Genomic DNA, 19,318 nt, shown 5'->3' on the forward strand with positions numbered 1-19,318 from the left:
CCAGAGCCACGAATTGTGGCTCTGTGCGTTAGAAAAGAAAAGGAAAACTATGTTAAACCGTTATCCATTATGGAAGAATTTGATGGTTATTTTTATTGTGGCCATCGGGATTTTATATTCTCTTCCAAATATTTATGGTGAAGATCCTGCGGTGCAAATTTCCGGTACGCGCGGTCAAGAAGCGAATACTAGCGTGCTTGGACAAGTTCAAGATGTGCTTAAAACCAATAATCTTCCAACTAAATCTGTCGTGCTTGAGAACGGCTCAATTCTAGCTCGTTTCACTAATACCGATGATCAACTCCTCGCTAAAGATAAAATTGCTGAACGTCTTGGCAATAATTACACCACTGCATTAAATCTTGCTCCAGCCACTCCAGCTTGGTTAAGCATGTTTGGTGCTAACCCAATGAAATGGGGATTAGACTTACGCGGTGGGGTTCGTTTTTTGATGGAAGTTGATATGAATGCTGCACTTGTAAAACGCCAAGAGCAATTACAAGACAGTTTACGTAACGAACTTCGCAAAGAAAAAATTCAATATACGGCAATTAAAAATACTGAGCATTTTGGTACTTCTGTCACATTGGCCGATGCAAGTCAACGATCTAAAGCGGAACGTATTATTCATCAGTTGCATCCAACCTTAGATATAACAGAGTTGGATAACGATAGTATTAATTTAGGTCTTTCTACTTCAGCATTAAATGAAGCACGCGACTTAGCAATTGAGCAAAACTTAACGATTTTACGTAAACGTGTTGCTGAATTAGGGGTATCTGAGGCGGTTATTCAACGTCAAGGTGCTGAACGTATTGTGATTGAATTACCAGGTGTTCAAGATACTGCTCGCGCAAAAGAAATTTTAGGGGCAACTGCAACGCTTGAGTTTCGTATCGTAAATCAAAATGTTACGGCCGATGCAATTTCTCGTAATATGTTGCCAGCTGATTCGGAAGTTAAATATGATCGACAAGGTCATCCTGTCGCATTATTTAAACGCGCGGTATTAGGTGGTGAGCATATTATTAATTCAAGTTCTGGTTTAGATCAGCATTCAAGCACCCCTCAAGTGAGTGTAACCTTGGATGGTGAAGGTGGTGAGATTATGTCTCAAACCACCAAAAAATATTACAAGAAACCAATGGCGACACTTTATGTTGAATATAAAGATAACGGTAAAAAAGACGAAAATGGTAAAACCATTTTAGAAAAACATGAGGAAGTGATTAATGTGGCGACGATCCAAGGTCGCTTTAGCTCAAACTTCCAAATTACCGGTGTCGATAGTATTGCAGAAGCGCATAACCTTTCTACCTTATTGAAATCTGGGGCATTAATTGCACCAATTCAAATTGTTGAAGAACGGACAATTGGCCCATCTTTGGGGGCACAAAATGTGGAGCAAGGGATTAATGCGAGTTTCTGGGGACTCATTGCTGTGATTGTGTTTATGCTGTTCTACTACAAAATGTTTGGTATTATCGCAAGTTTTGCTTTGGTCATTAATATTGTGTTGTTAGTGGGTTTAATGTCTATTTTACCTGGAGCGACACTTTCCATGCCAGGGATTGCCGGTATTGTATTAACCTTAGGTATGTCGGTGGATGCAAACGTGTTGATTTTTGAACGTATTAAAGAAGAAATTCGAAATGGTCGCCCAATTCAACAAGCAATCAATGAAGGTTACAACGGGGCGTTTACTTCTATTTTTGATGCAAACTTAACGACAATTTTAACCGCTATTATCTTGTATGCTGTGGGGACAGGCCCAATTCAAGGATTTGCGATTACACTTTCACTTGGTGTGGCAATTTCAATGTTTACCGCAATTACAGGAACACGTGCATTAGTTAATGCGCTTTATGGCGGTAAACAACTTAAGAAATTATCAATTTAGGTAGGGAACGATGAAAATTTTTGCAAAAGATAAAGACGGACATTTTATCCGTGAAATCAATGGGATTAAACTCCCGTTCCCATTGACCGAATTTATGAAAATGCGTAAATGGGGCTATGTTTTTTCCGCACTTTTAATGGCCATTTCGCTATTTTTTATCGTATCAAAAGGCTTTAACTGGGGCTTGGATTTTACCGGTGGGGTTGTTTTTGATACCCATTTTTCACAATCTGCAGATTTAGAAAAAATCCGTGGTAAGCTCCATGAAAATGGTATTGAAAGCCCAATTGTGCAGACGACGGGGTCTGTTCAAGATGTTATGATTCGTTTGCCAGCTACGGATAACGATTCTGGTATTGGCGATCGCGTAAAAGGAATGCTCCAAGAAGTAGATTCTGGCATTAAGATTCGTAGTGTTGAATTCGTTGGACCAAACGTAGGGGAAGAATTGGCTCAAGGTGCGGTGTATGCGACATTAGCAACATTAGCGATGATGCTAGTCTATGTAGGTTCTCGCTTTGAATGGCGTTTAGGTTTCGGCGGTATCGCATCCCTTGCACATGACGTAATTATTACTCTTGGTGTGTTTTCAGCGTTACAAATCGAAATTGATTTAACCTTCGTTGCAGCGATTTTATCTGTTGTGGGTTATTCTATTAACGATAGTATCGTGGTCTTTGACCGTGTGCGTGAAAACTTCAGAAAAATAAGACGTCTAGATACGATTGATATTATTGATGTTTCTTTAACGCAAACTTTATCAAGAACCATCATGACCTCTGCTACAACATTAATTGTTGTTATTGCATTGTTCTTTTTTGGTGGTCCATCAATTCATAACTTCTCTTTAGCGTTACTTGTGGGGATTGGATTTGGTACATATTCTTCAATCTTTATTGCAATCGCAATTGCATACGATGTTGGATTACGCCGTGAACATATGATCCCGCCTAAAGTAGATAAGGAAATTGATGAATTACCGTGATTTCTTGATAATCAACTAAAAGTAAGCCCCAGACTATAATTGTCTGGGGCTATTTTTTATTTAGATTTTTTGCTTTGAATAGCAGCGAAAATAACTTACCTTCGTTTAACAGTAAAATATTATTTTACGCGAGATACGTATTCGCCAGAACGAGTATCTACTTTGATTACTTCACCGATTTGAACGAAAAGAGGTACTTTTACTACTGCGCCAGTGCTTAATGTTGCTGGTTTACCGCCAGTACCTGCGGTATCGCCTTTAAGACCTGGGTCTGTATCGACGATTTCTAATTCAACAAAGTTTGGTGGAGTAACAGTAATTGGTGCACCATTCCATAAAGTCACGATACAATCTGCTTGGTCTAATAACCATTTTTCTGCATCACCTACAGCTTTTGCATCAGCAGAGTATTGTTCAAATGTTTCTGGGTGCATGAAATACCAGAATGCATCATCTTTGTATGAATAAGTTAAGTTAAGATCCATAACATCAGCAGCTTCAACCGAAGTACCAGATTTGAAGTTTACGTCTAATACTTTGCCTGAAATTAATTTACGAATACGAGTACGGGTGAAAGCTTGACCTTTACCTGGTTTTACGAATTCATTTTCAACGATTACGCAAGGTTCACCGTCTTGCATAAATTTTAGACCTGGTTTGAAATCACTGGTAGTATATGTAGCCATATTTTTAATATCCTAAAAATTAGAGATGGTTTGAAAAGTGCGTATTTTAACCCAAGAACCCGTCATTAGAGAAGAACAAAATTGGCTCACAATTCTAAAAAATGCGATTTCAGATCCTAAATTATTGCTAAAAGCCTTAAATTTACCAGAAGATGATTTTGAGCAATCCATTGCTGCGCGGAAACTTTTTTCGCTCCGCGTACCACAACCTTTCATTGATAAAATAGAAAAAGGTAATCCGCAAGATCCCCTTTTCTTGCAAGTGATGTGTTCTGATCTAGAGTTTGTACAAGCCGAAGGATTTAGTACGGATCCATTAGAAGAAAAAAATGCCAATGCGGTGCCGAATATTCTTCATAAATATCAAAATCGCTTGCTCTTTATGGCGAAGGGCGGTTGTGCGGTGAATTGTCGTTATTGCTTCCGCCGACATTTTCCTTACGACGAAAACCCAGGAAATAAAAAAAGCTGGCAACTGGCATTAGATTACATTGCGGGGCATCCTGAAATTGAAGAAGTGATTTTTTCAGGTGGCGATCCTTTAATGGCGAAAGATCATGAGTTAGCGTGGTTAATAAAACATTTAGAAAATATACCGCACTTACAACGTTTGCGTATTCACACCCGTTTGCCTGTTGTGATTCCGCAACGGATTACTGATGAATTTTGTACCTTATTAGCAGAAAGTCGCTTGCAAACTGTTATGGTGACACACATTAATCACCCCAATGAAATTGATCAAATTTTTGCTCATGCGATGCAAAAATTAAAAGCCGTGAATGTCACGCTTTTGAATCAATCCGTTTTGCTAAAAGGCGTGAATGATGACGCGCAAATTCTAAAAATATTGAGTGATAAACTTTTTCAAACAGGAATTTTGCCTTATTACTTGCATTTGCTAGATAAAGTGCAAGGGGCGAGCCATTTTTTGATTAGCGATATTGAAGCTATGCAAATTTATAAAACCTTGCAATCTCTTACATCTGGCTATCTTGTTCCCAAACTCGCACGAGAAATTGCCGGCGAACCAAATAAGACTTTATACGCGGCATAAGATCCGATAAAATATCACGTAATTTTTTTGCCGCACTTCCGTGGCTAATTAACATGAATAACAACAAGTATCAGGAGTAATCCAGTGGATTCTATGAATAAAAATCAAAATGAACAATCATCTCAAGATGAATTAGATTTAGGTCTTAATCAAGTTGAACCAATTACACCAAAGAAAGTGGTGCAACCTAGTGAGTCAATTTTTGATAAAGCAAAGGGTTTATTTGCGAAAAAAGATCATGTAGAAACAAATTTTCATGAGCGTAAAGAGCCCACTTTTGGGCATACTCCTGCTCAAGAAAGCGCGCCTTTTATTTCTAGCGAAACATTGAGAACAGAACAAGAGCCAGTTATTCAGACTGTATCTGCAGAAGAGACAATATCTGCTGTTGAAGAAGAAATTAAGACTGAAACGATTGCCACAGAAACTGTTGAGCAAGCAGAAAAACGTACTTTAGGCCAACCGGAAAAATGGAAAGTGTTGCAAGTATTACCAGCAAAACATCGCCGTTTATTTATGGCTATTTTGGCGTTGGTCATTTTATTAATTATTTTCTTTGCATTAAAACCAAGTTCTGACACCGTTGAGTCTTTCACTCAATCTAACAGCAATGAAATCCCAGTGCAGTTCCAATCTTTAGATCAAAATCAACCAGTTGAAACCACGATTTTAGATAATCCTCCTGCACAAAATCAGATGGCAGCAGAGCAAGCTAACCAACCTGAAAATGCGCCAAAAGCAGATGAATCAGCTAATAGTTTGACCGCTCAAAATCAACCTGCAGAAAACATGGCTACGCCACAAAACATGGCTGCGCCACAAAATATGGCTCAAGCTCCAGTTCAAACCTCAAATACAATGGATTCAGCTTCAGCTAAACCTATGCAAGCAGCTCAACCTGAGCAATCACAAACTCAAGCTCAACAAACTCAAGTGGAACAGCCAAAAGCACCAACTGTTGTAGCGCCAGTTCAACCGGTGAAAAAAGTAGTAGAACAACAAGTTGCACATAAAGATACCGCGAAAAAAGAAGTGAAAGTTGCGGAAAAAGCACATGTACCAGCAAAAGCAACTGAACAAACCGTCGCTAAAACAGCTGGAAAAGCACCAATTGTTGAGGCAAAACCGGTTCAAGTTAAAAAAGAAGCTAAAGTTCAAATTGTTGATGCAAAACCTGCAACGAAAGCAGCTGCACCAACTGTATCGGCGAAAACATTAACTGTGCCTAAAGGCGTTTCTCTTATGCAAGTATTCCGTGATAATCAACTTAATATTTCGGATGTTAATGCAATGAGTAAAGCAGCGGGTGCGGGCAATGTTTTAAGTAGCTTTAAACCGGGTGATAAAGTTGCGGTATCCGTAAACAGTCAAGGGCGAGTAAATGAAATGCGTTTATCTAACGGTGCGCGATTTGTTCGTCAGTCTGATGGTTCTTATGAATATAAAAAATAATTTTTAGGGCGAGCAATCGCCCATTTTTCTTTTTTAAGTAGGATGTTATGTTTAAAAAAACGTTTCTAATTTTAACCGCACTTTGCTTGGTCGGTTGTGCTCAAAGTGATTTACCAAAGAAGCCAGAGCCGCAAAAGATGCAGGTGGAAAAAGTAGATAAAGCTTTGCAAAAAGGTGAGGCGAAAGTTTATTTGTGTAAAGATGACAAGCAAATTCGTGTTGTTCATTCCACTCAAAAAAAACGTAAAAAATTATTGCATCACATTACGGTGACGTTCAATTCTATGTCAGAAAAATTGACATTAATGATTTCTGAGCGCGGTAAGAATTACGGCAATATTCGTTGGACGTGGCAAGAGCGCGAGGATTTTAGTGTGCTAAAAACTAATTTAGGTGAAGTTTTAGCGGAACAATGTGTATTACAACCCGTAGAGCGTTTATCCGGTAATTAATTGTGCAAACCGAACTCCAACGTGGCTTTATTCTTCATCGTCGCCCTTATAGTGAAACGAGTCTTTTAGTCGATTTGTTTACTGAAGAAAGTGGTCGCCTAACCGTGATCGCCAAGGGTGCACGAGCAAAGCGTTCATCTTGGAAGTCGGTCTTGCAACCTTTCACACCTTTATTGTTGCGTTGGTCGGGAAAAAGCTCATTGAAAACCCTCACTAAAGCTGAACCTGCCGCAATTACACTGCCTTTACAACAAACCGCACTTTATAGCGGTTTTTATGTGAATGAGTTATTGACTCGTGTCATTGAGCCTGAAACGCCGAATCCTTCGCTATTTCAACATTATTTAAAATGCTTAACGGGCTTGGCAACTGAAACCAACGTTGAACCAACGTTGCGTCTTTTTGAATTTCAACTTTTACAAATTCTCGGTTACGGCGTGGATTTTCTGCATTGTGCAGGCTCTGGCGAGCCTGTGGATTGCACAATGACATATCGTTATCGTGAGGAAAAAGGTTTTATTGCTTCCTTAGTGAAAGATAATCTCACCTTTTATGGCAGAGATTTGTTAGCCTTTGAAGCCCTAGATTTTTCCGATGAGGCGGTTCGTCAAGCGGCAAAACGTTTTACTCGTATTGCACTGAAACCTTATCTTGGCGATAAACCGTTAAAAAGCCGGGAATTATTCACTCAAAATATTTTACTTTTAAAATAATGGTTCTTCTTTATACCCCAAAGCAAAAAACAAACAATGTTCAAACCATTACGGCTGATATTCTTGATTTAGATTATCAAGGTTTAGGCGTCGCGAAAATTAATGGTAAAACTTGGTTTATTGAAAATGCGCTTCCGCACGAAAAAGTGGAATGTCGTATTCTGGAGGATAAACTCCAATATGGGCATGCTACGGCAAAAAAATGGCGAGTAAAAAGTTCTGAACGTTTAGAACCTAAATGTGCTCATTTTATGCGTTGTGGTGGTTGCCAAGGGCAACATATTCCTATTGAAATGCAGAGAAAAGCGAAAGAATCCGCATTGTTTAAACGATTAAGTAAATTACAGTCAGAGCCGATTTCATTTCAACCTATGATTTGTGGCGATGCTTGGGCGTATCGTCGTCGTGTGCGTTTGAGTTTATGGTTTAATCCAAGCACAAAACAAATTGAGATGGGCTTTCGTCAGAAAAATACCAACGATTTAATTACTGTTCAATCTTGCGAAGTGGCAGAATCTGCAATTAATTATTTACTGCCTAAATTAACCGCACTTTTAGAAAAATTTTCAGCACCGAAACAGCTTGGGCATATTGAACTTGTGGTGGCCGATAATGGTGTCGCAATGTTGTTACGTTACACCAAAAAACTTTCGGAAATTGACCGCACTTTATTGCTCAAATTTACTGAACAAGAAAAGCTAATGCTGTTTTTACAAAGCGATGAAGGCATTGAACAAAGCTATGGCGATGCACCTTATTATCAATTTTCTGATGGCATAAAATTACATTTTGATATTCGTGATTTTATCCAAGTAAATCGTGCATTAAATGAACGTATGGTCAATACAGCCTTGGATTGGCTTGAATTGAACCAACAAGATTGTGTGTTAGATTTATTTTGCGGCATGGGAAATTTTACGCTTCCTCTCGCCAAACGCGTGAAAAGTGCGGTAGGAATTGAAGGCGTTTTTGAAATGGTACAAAAAGCGGAGCAAAATGCTGCAAGAAACCAAATCAAGAATATTGAATTTTTCCAAGCCGATCTTGACCAATCTTTTATTGAACAACCTTGGGCACGTCAGTCGTTCAATAAAATTTTGCTTGATCCTCCACGTAGTGGCGCAGCTTTCGCGTTAAATGCTTTGTGCGAGTTGAAAGCAGAGAAAATTTTATATGTGTCTTGTAATCCCGCAACATTAGTGCGTGATGCGGAAATTTTACGTGATTTTGGCTACAAGATTGAAAAAAGTGCGGTGATAGATATGTTCCCTCATACGGGGCATTTGGAATCGATAACGTTATTCACTACAAAATAACTCGGTTATTCGGTACAATATCCACCCAAAATAAAAGCGACAGGAAGTTGCTTGCTCTTCATCAACAAGGGGGTGTTATGGTTGCTGTTCGTGGTTCTCATTTGTTAAATCCGCAGGATTTTGTGATTGAACAATGGTGCGCTGGCTTAAAACTGGCAGAACAAACAGAAAAAAGTTTGATCGATGCGTGGTATTACGCACGTGACTTAATGAGCACCCATCCCGATGAAATGAAGAATGCTACCTTGATGCTCCAGTCTGGTGTGGAAATGGTAGAAATTTTGCACGAACTTAATATGGATGCGGAAACATTGCTTACTGCAATGTTGTTTCCTGTGGTTGCAAATAAATTAACCGATTGGGAAAGCCTAAAAGAAAAGTTTGGTGCGAAAATCACTAAATTACTTAAAGGTGTGTTGGAGATGGATAACATCCGTCAACTTAATGCTAGTCACTCAGCTAATGCCTTACAAGTAGATAATGTTCGCCGTATGTTGTTGGCGATGGTGGACGATTTCCGCTGTGTAATCATTAAACTTGCCGAACGTATTACTTTCTTGCGTGATGCAGAGCATCGTTGCGCAGAGGAAGACAAAGTCCTTGCTGCCAAAGAATGTTCTAATATTTATGCCCCTCTTGCCAATCGTCTTGGGATAGGTCAGTTGAAATGGGAGTTAGAAGATTACTGCTTCCGTTATCTCCATCCTGAACAATATCGCGCTATTGCTAAATTATTGCAGGAACGTCGTCTTGATCGTGAACATTACATTGCTGATTTCGTCAGTGAGTTGAGCGGTTATTTACGCGAAAATATCGAGCAAGTAGAAGTCTATGGTCGTCCGAAACATATTTATAGCATTTGGCGCAAAATGCAGAAAAAGCATCTTGAGTTTAGCGGTTTATATGATGTAAGAGCGGTCAGAATTATCGTGCAAAAATTGCAAGATTGTTACACCGCACTTGGGATTGTGCATACTCAATTTAAACACTTACCCAAAGAATTTGATGATTATGTCGCGAACCCGAAACCAAACGGTTATCAATCCATTCATACTGTTGTTTTAGGTAAAGGCGGCAAGCCAATTGAAGTGCAAATTCGAACCCAACAAATGCATGATGATGCAGAGTTAGGGGTGGCGGCTCACTGGAAATACAAGGAAGGTAATACGGGCAGCATGTCTGCCTACGAAGAAAAAATTGCATGGTTGCGCAAATTGCTAGCTTGGCAAGATGATATTACGGATTCAGGCGAAGTGATGGCAGAGTTGCGTAGCCAAGTATTTGACGATCGCGTCTATGTGTTTACGCCGAAAGGTGAAGTAGTGGATTTGCCAACGGGATCTACACCATTAGATTTTGCTTATGCAATTCATAGTGAAATTGGTCATCGCTGCATCGGGGCAAAAGTAGCGGGACGTATTGTGCCATTTACCTATCAGCTACAAATGGGTGATCAAATCGATATCATTACCCAGAAAAATCCTAACCCGAGCCGTGACTGGCTAAACCCAAATTTAGGATTTACTCACACTGCAAAATCTCGAGCCAAAATTCAAGCGTGGTTTAAAAAGCAAGATCGCGATAAAAATATTCCAGCGGGTAAAGAATTACTCGATAATGAATTAGCGCGTTTAAATTTAAGTATTAAGCAAGTGGAACCTTATGCATTACCGCGCTATAACTTGAAAAATTTGGACGATCTTTATGCCGGCATTGGCAGTGGTGATATTCGTTTAAATAACTTAATCAATTTCTTGCAAAGTAAATTGATTAAAGTGACCGCTGAAGAAGCTGATCAAGAAATTTTACGTCATGTCGCTAACAAAAGTGCGGTGAATTCTCAGCAGAAATCTGAGAAAAACAATGGTTATGTGATTGTGGAAGGTGTGGGCAATCTTATGCATCATATTGCACGTTGCTGCCAACCTATTCCTGGCGATGCGATTGTTGGTTATATCACTATGGGGCGTGGTATTTCTATTCACCGAGCAGATTGTGAACAGTTCTTAGATTTGCAAGCGGCTCACCCAGAACGAGTAGTAGAATCTATTTGGGGTGAAAATTACGCAAGTGGGTTCCATATTAATATCCGTATTGTGGCAGGCGATCGCAATGGCTTATTACGTGATATTACGACCGTTCTAGCAAATGAAAAAATTAGTGTATTAGGGGTGTCAAGCCGTGCTGATACAAAAAAACAACTTGCAACTATTGATATGGAAATTGAACTCCATAATGTTGAAAGTTTGAGTAAAATATTGGCTCGATTAGCAAAATTAGATGATGTTATCGAAGCGAAACGTTTATAAAAATAGGAAAATTTATGTATAAAACGACGGGGCTAGCCCATTTAATCAATTCCACTAAATATTCATTACAAGGCTTAAAAAGTGCGTTTAAAAATGAAACGGCTTTTCGCCACGAATGTTTTTTAGCCTGCATTTTAATTCCTCTTGCTTTCTTTTTAGGCGAAACAAAAATTGAAATTATCTTGATGCTCTCTTCTGTTTTGCTTGTGATGGCGTTGGAACTTTTAAACAGTTCGGTGGAGGCTGTTGTCGATCGCATTGGTACAGAACGCCACGAGCTTTCAGGGCGTGCGAAAGATCAAGGTTCTGCATCGGTATTTATTGCCCTTTGTATTGTTGCTGTTGTTTGGGGGGGAATCCTATTTTTCTAATATACGGAATATTTTTTAAGGTACAGTATATTTTGGGGACGGCTTATGGAAACATAAGCCGTTTTTAATTATTCATTTTACTTTTGGGTATAATTTCTTGAGCCAAAAATAGCGGTACCAATTCTTACCATTGTTGAGCCACGTTTAATTGCGCTCGGCATATCATCGGTCATTCCCATAGAAAGGGTATCAATTTGTTGATTGGGTAAGGCCTGTTTTAGTTGTTCAAATAGATCGGACATTTTTCTGAACACGGCTTCTTGTTCAGCGATTTTATCAGTTGGCGCGGGTATAGCCATTAAGCCACGTAAGCGTAAGTGCAGTAAATTTTCGATGTGTTTTGCCAGTGTTAGCATTTCTTCTGGTTGAATACCAGATTTACTTTCTTCATCGCTGATATTAACCTGAATTAAGACATTCAACGGTGCCTTATTCGTCGGTCGTTGTTCATTTAAACGATCTGCAATTTTTGCTCTATCAAGTGTTTGCATCCAATCAAAATGTTCTGCAACGAGACGTGTTTTATTCGATTGTAATGGACCGATAAAATGCCATTCAAGGTTAATACCTTGAGATTCAAAATATTGGATCTTTTCTACACCTTCTTGCACATAATTTTCCCCAAAAGCCGTTTGTCCAGCTTGATAAGCCGAAATAATGGCGGAAATAGGTTTGGTCTTAGATACGGCAAGTAATTTAACAGTATTTTGATCGCGTCTTGCTTCTTCGCAAGCTGTTTTAATTTTTTGATGAATTAGGTTGAGATTATGCTGGATATCCATAGGTTCTCCTTTATAAAAGTGCGGTTAGTTTACACGAAATTTATTTACTGAGAAAATTTCTGAAAAATTTGTTACTTTCTGTTTGACAAGCTCGGGAAATTTCGGTATTTCTTTACGTATTCATTTTTCAAGATAAAACACAATGAAAAATAACCGCACTTTATCCGTAATCATTAGCACGATTACCACTATTATGATGACCATTACTATGATTAATGGCGCGGGTTAGTGCACCAAAAAACAGGATACAGAAAACCCGCGATTCAACTGAATAGCGGGTTTTTTTATAAATTTAAAAACACAATATCTCTAGGAGAACCAATCATGCGCGTACTTAAATTTGGCGGCACTTCGCTTGCAAATCCGGAACGTTTTTCCCAAGCAGCGAAATTGATCGAGCAAGCTCATTTAGAAGAGCAGGCAGCAGGTGTTTTATCAGCACCAGCCAAAATAACTAATCATCTCGTCGCCCTTTCTGAAAAAGCTGCATTAAATCAACCAACCGATACGCATTTCAACGAAGCAATCGAAATTTTCTATAACATCATCAATGGCTTACATGCCGAAAATAATCAATTCGACTTAAATGGCACCAAAGCGCTTATTGATGCTGAATTTGCTCAAATTAAAGGATTATTAGAAGAAATTCGTAATGCAGGAAAAGTAGAAGATGCAGTTAAAGCGACGATTGATTGTCGTGGTGAAAAGCTTTCTATCGCAATGATGAAAGCTTGGTTTGAAGCGCGTGGCTATAGCGTACATATTGTGGATCCAGTCAAACAATTATTGGCAAAAGGCGGTTATCTCGAATCTTCTGTTGAAATTGAAGAATCAACAAAACGTGTTGATGCAGCAAGTATTGCAAAAGATAAAGTGGTGCTGATGGCGGGCTTTACTGCGGGTAATGAAAAAGGTGAGTTGGTGCTGCTCGGTCGTAATGGCTCAGATTATTCTGCAGCCTGTTTAGCAGCTTGTTTAGGCGCAAGCGTATGCGAAATTTGGACTGATGTGGATGGGGTTTATACTTGCGATCCGCGTTTAGTACCTGATGCACGTTTATTACCAACTCTTTCTTATCGTGAAGCAATGGAACTTTCTTATTTTGGTGCGAAAGTGATTCATCCTCGTACGATTGGCCCATTGTTGCCACAAAATATTCCTTGTGTCATTAAAAATACAGGAAATCCTTCTGCGCCAGGTTCGATTATTGATGGCAATGTGAAATCAGAAGGTTTACAAGTCAAAGGTATTACTAACTTAGATAATTTGGCGATGTTTAATGTGTCAGGCCATGGTATGCAAGGCATGGTAGGCATGGCATCTCGTGTCTTTTCAGCCATGTCAGGCGCAGGCATTTCAGTCATTTTAATTACTCAGTCTTCGTCTGAATATAGTATTAGTTTCTGTGTGCCTGTGAAATCTGCAGAAGTAGCGAAAACCGTACTAGAAACTGAGTTTGCTAATGAATTAAATGAACATCAATTAGAATCAATTGAAGTGATTAAAGATTTATCCATTATTTCTGTTGTGGGCGATGGAATGAAGCAAGCGAAAGGCATTGCTGCTCGTTTCTTCTCTGCGTTAGCACAGGCAAATATTAGCATTGTGGCGATTGCTCAAGGTTCTAGTGAACGTTCAATTTCTGCGGTTGTGCCGCAAAATAAAGCGATTGAAGCGGTGAAAGCTACCCATCAGGCTCTTTTCAATAATAAAAAAGTCGTGGATATGTTTTTAGTGGGCGTTGGAGGAGTCGGTGGAGAATTAATTGAGCAGGTAAAGCGTCAAAAGGAGTATCTAGCAAAGAAGAATGTTGAAATTCGAGTTTGTGCTATTGCGAACTCCAACCGCATGTTGCTCGATGAAAATGGATTATGTTTAGACGATTGGAAAACTGATTTAGAAAATGCGACTCAGCCATCAGATTTTGATGTATTGCTTTCTTTCATTAAATTACATCATGTGGTGAATCCAGTATTTGTAGATTGTACCTCAGCCGAATCTGTAGCGGGGCTTTATGCTCGTGCATTAAAAGAAGGTTTCCATGTGGTCACGCCAAATAAAAAAGCGAATACACGAGAATTAGCTTATTACAATGAGTTACGCCAAAACGCTCAAGCAAGCCAACATAAATTCTTATATGAAACGAATGTGGGAGCAGGTTTACCAGTTATTGAAAATCTTCAAAACTTACTTGCTGCGGGTGATGAACTTGAATATTTTGAAGGCATTTTATCTGGCTCCCTTTCCTTTATTTTTGGTAAATTGGAGGAAGGACTTTCTCTTTCAGAAGTCACCGCACTTGCCCGAGAAAAAGGCTTTACTGAGCCAGATCCCCGTGATGACCTTTCTGGACAAGATGTCGCGCGCAAATTATTAATTCTTGCTCGTGAAGCTGGAATTGAGCTTGAACTTTCAGATGTTGAAGTTGAAGGCGTATTGCCGAAAGGCTTCTCTGAAGGAAAATCTGCAGATGAATTTATGGCAATGTTGCCACAGCTTGATGAAGAGTTTAAAGCTCGTGTTTCCACCGCTAAAGCTGAAGGTAAAGTATTGCGCTATGTTGGGAAAATTTGTGAAGGTAAATGTAAAGTATCCATTGTTGCAGTCGATCAAAATAATCCACTTTATAAAGTGAAAGATGGTGAAAATGCTTTGGCATTTTATACTCGTTATTACCAACCTATCCCACTTTTATTACGTGGTTATGGCGCAGGCAATGCAGTTACTGCGGCAGGTATCTTTGCAGATATTTTAAGAACATTACAACATTAATAAGGATTCCCAATGTTAAGAATTTACGCCCCTGCATCTAGCGCGAATATTAGCGTAGGTTTCGATACTTTAGGTGCTGCGATTTCTCCTATTGATGGTTCATTGTTAGGTGATGTGGTTCAAATAGAATCTATTTCAAGTGGTTTTGAGTTAGAAAGTGCGGGCTATTTTGTTCGTAAATTACCGAAAGAACCACAAAAAAATATTGTTTACCAAGCTTATGTGCTATTTAGCGAGCAATTAAAATTACGCGGAGGAAATCTGAAGCCTTTGCGTTTAACGCTCGAAAAAAATATGCCTATTGGCTCTGGTTTAGGCTCTAGTGCTTGTTCTATTGTTGCTGCATTAGTGGCATTAAATCAGTTTCATGATGGCCCTTTTTCGAAAATGGAGTTGCTTGAAATGATGGGAGAATTGGAAGGTCGTATTTCTGGTTCAATCCATTATGATAATGTTGCACCTTGCTATCTTGGCGGTGTGCAATTTATGGTGCAATCGCTCGGCAATATTTGTCAAAAGCTTCCATTTTTTGATAATTGGTATTGGGTGTTGGCGTATCCAGGAATTGAAGTTTCTACTGCTGAAGCGCGTGCAATTTTACCAAAAAGCTATACTCGACAAGATGTGATTACCCATGGTCGTCATTTGGGGGGCTTTGTACATGCTTGCCATACCCATCAGGAAAACCTTGCTGCGATTATGATGAAAGATGTCATTGCCGAGCCTTATCGTGAATCTCTGCTACCTAATTTCGCTGAAGTAAAACAAGCTACGAGAGACTTAGGTGCACTTGCCACTGGTATTTCAGGCTCAGGGCCAACTATTTTCTCTATTGCACCAGATTTACAAACTGCAATTAAACTTTCAACTTATTTAGAGAATCATTATTTACAAAATAATGAAGGTTTTGTGCATGTATGTAAGGTCGATAATGAAGGCGCAAGAGAAATTAAATAAGTATAATTAAAATAGATAAAATTAAATTAAAAACGGATTAAATATGAATTTATACAATATCAAACATCCCGAAGAACAAGTCACTTTTTCTCAGGCTGTTCGTCAAGGACTTGGTCGGGATCAAGGTTTATTCTTTCCTGAAGTTATTCCTCAACTTAATAACATTGATGAATTACTTGAATTACCTCTTATTGAACGTAGCCAAAAAATTCTAGGTGCATTAATTGGTAAAGAATTACCGAAAGCAACGTTAGATGCGATGGTGAAAAATGCATTTACTTTTCCTGCACCGTTAGAAAAAGTGGAAGACAATATTTATGCACTTGAATTATTTCATGGTCCCACATTAGCATTTAAAGACTTTGGTGGGCGTTTTATGGCACAGGCACTTGCAGCAGTTCGTGGTGATGGAAAAATCACTATTTTAACGGCAACGTCTGGCGATACTGGAGCTGCTGTAGCACATGCGTTTTATGGATTAGAAAATATTAATGTAGTTATCCTTTATCCAAAAGGCAAAATCAGCCCATTACAAGAAAAGCTATTCTGTACTTTAGGTGGGAATATTCGTACTGTTGCGATTAATGGTGATTTCGATGCATGTCAGGCTTTGGTTAAGCAAGCCTTTGATGATGTTGAATTGCGCCAAGTTATCGGACTTAACTCTGCAAATTCTATTAATATTAGCCGCTTATTAGCTCAAGTTTGTTATTACTTTGAGGCTGTCGCACAATTGCCAAAAGAAAAACGTGATAATGTTGTGGTTTCTGTGCCAAGTGGTAATTTTGGTAACTTAACTGCGGGGTTAATTGCAAAAACCTTAGGCTTGCCAATAAAACGCTTTGTCGCCTCAACAAACGCAAATGATACGGTGCCACGTTATTTGAAATCGGGAAATTGGGATCCTAAAACGACAATTGCAACCCTTTCTAATGCAATGGATGTAAGTCGTCCAAATAATTGGCCGAGAGTGGAAGAATTGTTTAAACGAAATGGTTGGAATTTAACTGATTTAGGTTCAGGTATGCTAAGTGATAGCGAAACAGAAGATACCTTAAAAGCGATGCAGGCAAAAGGTTATTTATGTGAACCTCATGGTGCGATAGCTTACCAGGTGCTGAAAGATCAACTTAAAGCGGGTGAAACAGGAATCTTCCTGTGTACGGCGCATCCTGCGAAATTTAAAGAATCCGTAGAACGTATTCTTGGTATTCAGCTTTCATTACCTGAAGCACTGGATAAACATAATCAGCTACCATTGCTTTCTGATGAAATGGATAATGATTTTGCACAACTACGAGCTTACTTATTGAAGTAATAAAGTGCGGTAAATTTTAATCGAGATATTAAAGATAGCGCTTGATATTTAAGCGCTATTTTATTTTTGAAAAATAGGGGAAGTATAATGATAGTGGGGCCTTATATTAATGCGGCAGCAATTATTACTGGCGCATTAATCGGTGCAATGATTGGTGGAAAATTACCAGAACGATTACGAATTAATTTAACATTAATTTTTGGTTTGTGTTCAATGTGTATGGGAATAGTAATGCTTTCTAAAGTAGAAAGTATGCCAGCAATGGTTTTATCTATACTGATTGGAACAATTATTGGTGAAATCATCTTGCTTGAAAATGGTATTAATAAATTGGCTAGCTATGCTAAAAGTCTAGTAGAACGGGTATTTCCTTCTGCCCCTAAAGGGATTAGTCATGATGAATTTTTAGGAAAATTTGTGGCTCTTGTGATTCTTGCTTCTTTTAGTGGAACTGGAATCTTTGGTGCAATGAATGAAGGCATGACAGGGGACCCAAGCATCTTAATCGTAAAATCTTTCTTGGACTTTTTTACTGCAATGATTTTTGCAACAACATTAGGTTATGCGGTGACAACAATTTTTATCCCACAAACCTTATTACAATCTATTTTGGCATATTCAGCAGTATTTATTATCCCTTTTGTCACACCTGAAATGCGTGCTGATTTTGGCGCTGTAGGTGGAGTGTTGATGATTGCTACAGGTTTTCGAATTTGCAATATTCAAATGTTCCACGTAGCAAATATGCTACCGGCACTTTTTTTAGTAATGCCGATTTCTCATTTTTGGCAAAGTTTTTTTTAATAGAAAAGAAAAATAGCTATAAATTTATTTATAGCTATTTTTTATTTCTATTTTTTAGTTGATTTTATTTCAGATATTTCTCTACCATAATTTACACAAATAATTTGTGCGGCATTATAAAGTGTAGTATCAGGCATTAGGCGTAAAGTATGTTTTTTTTGCTTTTTAGGAGCTGCACGTACGCCTTCGCCCCAAAATTCATCGTAGAAGTCAGTACGGACTTGGGTTAAGTGATAGTTTTGGCAATTTAATATTTTATATTGTCGAACGGAACGTGCATAACGTTTAGTTTCTGGATAAACAAATAAACCTTTATCTAAGTTAATCACTGCATCAAAATGGACAATTTGAGGTTCTTCATTATCAACCCAAATTGAACTAGTATCGATATAGTAATTTATATCTTTCACTAGACGAACATAGCCATTTCTAATTTCTGTTGGTGTTGCGAGTTTTACATCTTGTTGTATTGGATTTTGTTTAGGATGAATAGAACAAGCACTAAGTAACCCAAATGATAATATTAAAATCAGTTTTTTCATTATTCACTCCTTATGTTAGCTGATATCAACTCTAGAATTTTACAGTGTGCCCATAACCTTCTAGGATTGTTTTAATATGCTCTAACGATTCTTTGGTTGGCGGTAATACATCTTCAAGCTCATAATCTAACCCAAGGGTTTTCCATTTATGCGCACCTAATCGATGATAAGGAAGAAGTTCAACTTTTTCAATATTGGTCATACCTTCAATAAACTGACCTAATAAATGCACATCGTGATCGCTATCAGTATAACCAGGAACCACAACATAACGAATCCATGTACGTTGATGACGTTTTTGCAAATATTTTGCAAATTCAAGGGTACGTTTATTTGGTACCCCAATAAGATTTTGATGAACTTGATCATTAAGCTCTTTTAAATCAAGTAAAACAAGATCTGTTACATCTAATAATTCATCGATAATATGATCATAATGACGTACAAAACCATTTGTATCTAAGCAAGTATTAATCCCTTCTGCTTTACAAGCACGGAACCAATCACGCACAAACTCTGCTTGTAACACAGCCTCACCGCCAGATGCGGTGACGCCACCTCCAGTGGCATTCATAAAATGGCGATAAGTCACCACTTCTTTCATTAAATCTTCGACACTGATTTCTTTGCCACCTTCAAGATCCCAAGTATCACGATTGTGGCAATATTTGCAGCGCATCAAGCAGCCTTGCATAAATAAAATAAAACGAATACCTGGCCCATCTACAGTGCCACAGGATTCAAAAGAGTGAATTCGTCCAAGAACTGACATACATAAATTTCCTAAAATTATATATAGCTAAATTTTACCAAATATTTAGTTTATAAAAAATGAGCCTGATTTAAATCAGGCTAATAATTAAAAATAATCATCTTACTTAGATTATTTTAGTTGATGAGTTTAG

17 protein-coding genes and 1 other annotated feature are annotated in these 19,318 nt (G+C 38.4%); of the genes, 13 read left to right on the top strand and 4 right to left on the bottom strand.

The features are described from left to right. The first annotated feature begins 49 nt into the window (after positions 1 to 49). Positions 50 to 1,900, top strand: coding sequence for a protein translocase subunit SecD (secD, locus tag KP712_RS00470; RefSeq protein WP_111407141.1), 1,851 nt, complete (start codon positions 50 to 52; stop codon positions 1,898 to 1,900). A gap of 10 nt (positions 1,901 to 1,910) precedes the next feature. After that, positions 1,911 to 2,885: a protein translocase subunit SecF gene (gene secF, locus KP712_RS00475; protein WP_111407142.1), complete on the top strand. Its 975-nt coding sequence runs from the start codon at positions 1,911 to 1,913 to the stop codon at positions 2,883 to 2,885. A 119-nt stretch (positions 2,886 to 3,004) separates the two neighbouring features. On the opposite strand, the gene efp is transcribed toward secF, so the two are convergent. Then, the gene (gene efp / locus KP712_RS00480) at positions 3,005 to 3,571 is read right to left on the bottom strand and encodes an elongation factor P (protein ID WP_005635150.1); all 567 of its coding nucleotides are present in this window, start codon (positions 3,569 to 3,571) and stop codon (positions 3,005 to 3,007) included. A 37-nt stretch (positions 3,572 to 3,608) separates the two neighbouring features. Here efp and epmB point away from each other — a divergent pair, with 37 nt between their 5' ends. The 7 genes from epmB (at position 3,609) to KP712_RS00515 (ending at position 11,238) form a co-directional block, all read left to right on the top strand. After that, the gene (epmB, locus tag KP712_RS00485; protein WP_048954212.1) at positions 3,609 to 4,625 is read left to right on the top strand and encodes an EF-P beta-lysylation protein EpmB; all 1,017 of its coding nucleotides are present in this window, start codon (positions 3,609 to 3,611) and stop codon (positions 4,623 to 4,625) included. Positions 4,626 to 4,709: 84 nt separating this feature from the next. Further along, positions 4,710 to 6,077, top strand: a complete 1,368-nt coding sequence (gene oapA, locus KP712_RS00490; protein ID WP_048954211.1) for an opacity-associated protein OapA — start codon at positions 4,710 to 4,712, stop codon at positions 6,075 to 6,077. Between the two features lie 47 nt (positions 6,078 to 6,124). After that, complete coding sequence (locus tag KP712_RS00495) at positions 6,125 to 6,529, top strand: Opacity-associated protein OapB (RefSeq protein ID WP_111407143.1); 405 nt, start codon at positions 6,125 to 6,127, stop codon at positions 6,527 to 6,529. A 2-nt stretch (positions 6,530 to 6,531) separates the two neighbouring features. Next, positions 6,532 to 7,242 (top strand): DNA repair protein RecO, encoded by a 711-nt coding sequence (recO, locus tag KP712_RS00500; protein ID WP_048954209.1) that lies wholly within the window; start codon positions 6,532 to 6,534, stop codon positions 7,240 to 7,242. Further along, entirely contained in the window at positions 7,242 to 8,558 is a 1,317-nt protein-coding gene (gene rlmD, locus KP712_RS00505; RefSeq protein ID WP_111407144.1) for a 23S rRNA (uracil(1939)-C(5))-methyltransferase RlmD, read from the top strand. Before recO ends, rlmD begins: the two co-directional genes overlap by 1 nt. 77 nt (positions 8,559 to 8,635) lie before the next feature. Beyond that, positions 8,636 to 10,867: a GTP diphosphokinase gene (gene relA / locus KP712_RS00510; RefSeq protein WP_048954207.1), complete on the top strand. Its 2,232-nt coding sequence runs from the start codon at positions 8,636 to 8,638 to the stop codon at positions 10,865 to 10,867. 14 nt (positions 10,868 to 10,881) lie between these two features. Beyond that, entirely contained in the window at positions 10,882 to 11,238 is a 357-nt protein-coding gene (locus KP712_RS00515; RefSeq protein ID WP_048954206.1) for a diacylglycerol kinase, read from the top strand. 77 nt (positions 11,239 to 11,315) lie between these two features. On the opposite strand, the gene KP712_RS00520 is transcribed toward KP712_RS00515, so the two are convergent. Further along, positions 11,316 to 12,020 (bottom strand): YggS family pyridoxal phosphate-dependent enzyme, encoded by a 705-nt coding sequence (locus tag KP712_RS00520; protein WP_048954205.1) that lies wholly within the window; start codon positions 12,018 to 12,020, stop codon positions 11,316 to 11,318. A 170-nt stretch (positions 12,021 to 12,190) separates the two neighbouring features. Next, positions 12,191 to 12,309: a sequence feature (Thr leader region), on the top strand. A 35-nt stretch (positions 12,310 to 12,344) separates the two neighbouring features. On the opposite strand from KP712_RS00520, the gene thrA reads away from it, so the two are divergent. The 4 genes from thrA (at position 12,345) to KP712_RS00540 (ending at position 17,871) form a co-directional block, all read left to right on the top strand. Further along, the gene (thrA, locus tag KP712_RS00525) at positions 12,345 to 14,792 is read left to right on the top strand and encodes a bifunctional aspartate kinase/homoserine dehydrogenase I (RefSeq protein WP_215770434.1); all 2,448 of its coding nucleotides are present in this window, start codon (positions 12,345 to 12,347) and stop codon (positions 14,790 to 14,792) included. 12 nt (positions 14,793 to 14,804) lie between these two features. Next, positions 14,805 to 15,749: a homoserine kinase gene (gene thrB, locus KP712_RS00530; RefSeq protein ID WP_215770435.1), complete on the top strand. Its 945-nt coding sequence runs from the start codon at positions 14,805 to 14,807 to the stop codon at positions 15,747 to 15,749. A gap of 43 nt (positions 15,750 to 15,792) precedes the next feature. Further along, positions 15,793 to 17,067, top strand: a complete 1,275-nt coding sequence (gene thrC / locus KP712_RS00535) for a threonine synthase (protein ID WP_215770436.1) — start codon at positions 15,793 to 15,795, stop codon at positions 17,065 to 17,067. A gap of 87 nt (positions 17,068 to 17,154) precedes the next feature. Continuing rightward, on the top strand, positions 17,155 to 17,871 hold the full coding sequence (locus KP712_RS00540; RefSeq protein ID WP_215770437.1) for a DUF554 domain-containing protein: 717 nt from the start codon (positions 17,155 to 17,157) through the stop codon (positions 17,869 to 17,871). Between the two features lie 47 nt (positions 17,872 to 17,918). Here the strand turns inward: KP712_RS00540 and KP712_RS00545 are convergent, their stop codons facing one another. Both KP712_RS00545 and pflA read right to left on the bottom strand, forming a co-directional pair. Next, positions 17,919 to 18,413 (bottom strand): surface-adhesin E family protein, encoded by a 495-nt coding sequence (locus KP712_RS00545; protein ID WP_106013461.1) that lies wholly within the window; start codon positions 18,411 to 18,413, stop codon positions 17,919 to 17,921. Positions 18,414 to 18,444: 31 nt separating this feature from the next. Beyond that, complete coding sequence (gene pflA / locus KP712_RS00550; protein ID WP_005647113.1) at positions 18,445 to 19,185, bottom strand: pyruvate formate lyase 1-activating protein; 741 nt, start codon at positions 19,183 to 19,185, stop codon at positions 18,445 to 18,447. Positions 19,186 to 19,318 lie beyond the last annotated feature (133 nt).

Origin of the sequence: Haemophilus sp. SZY H68, from assembly GCF_018829685.1 — a bacterium.
Taxonomy (GTDB): Bacteria; Pseudomonadota; Gammaproteobacteria; order Enterobacterales; family Pasteurellaceae; genus Haemophilus; species Haemophilus haemolyticus_K.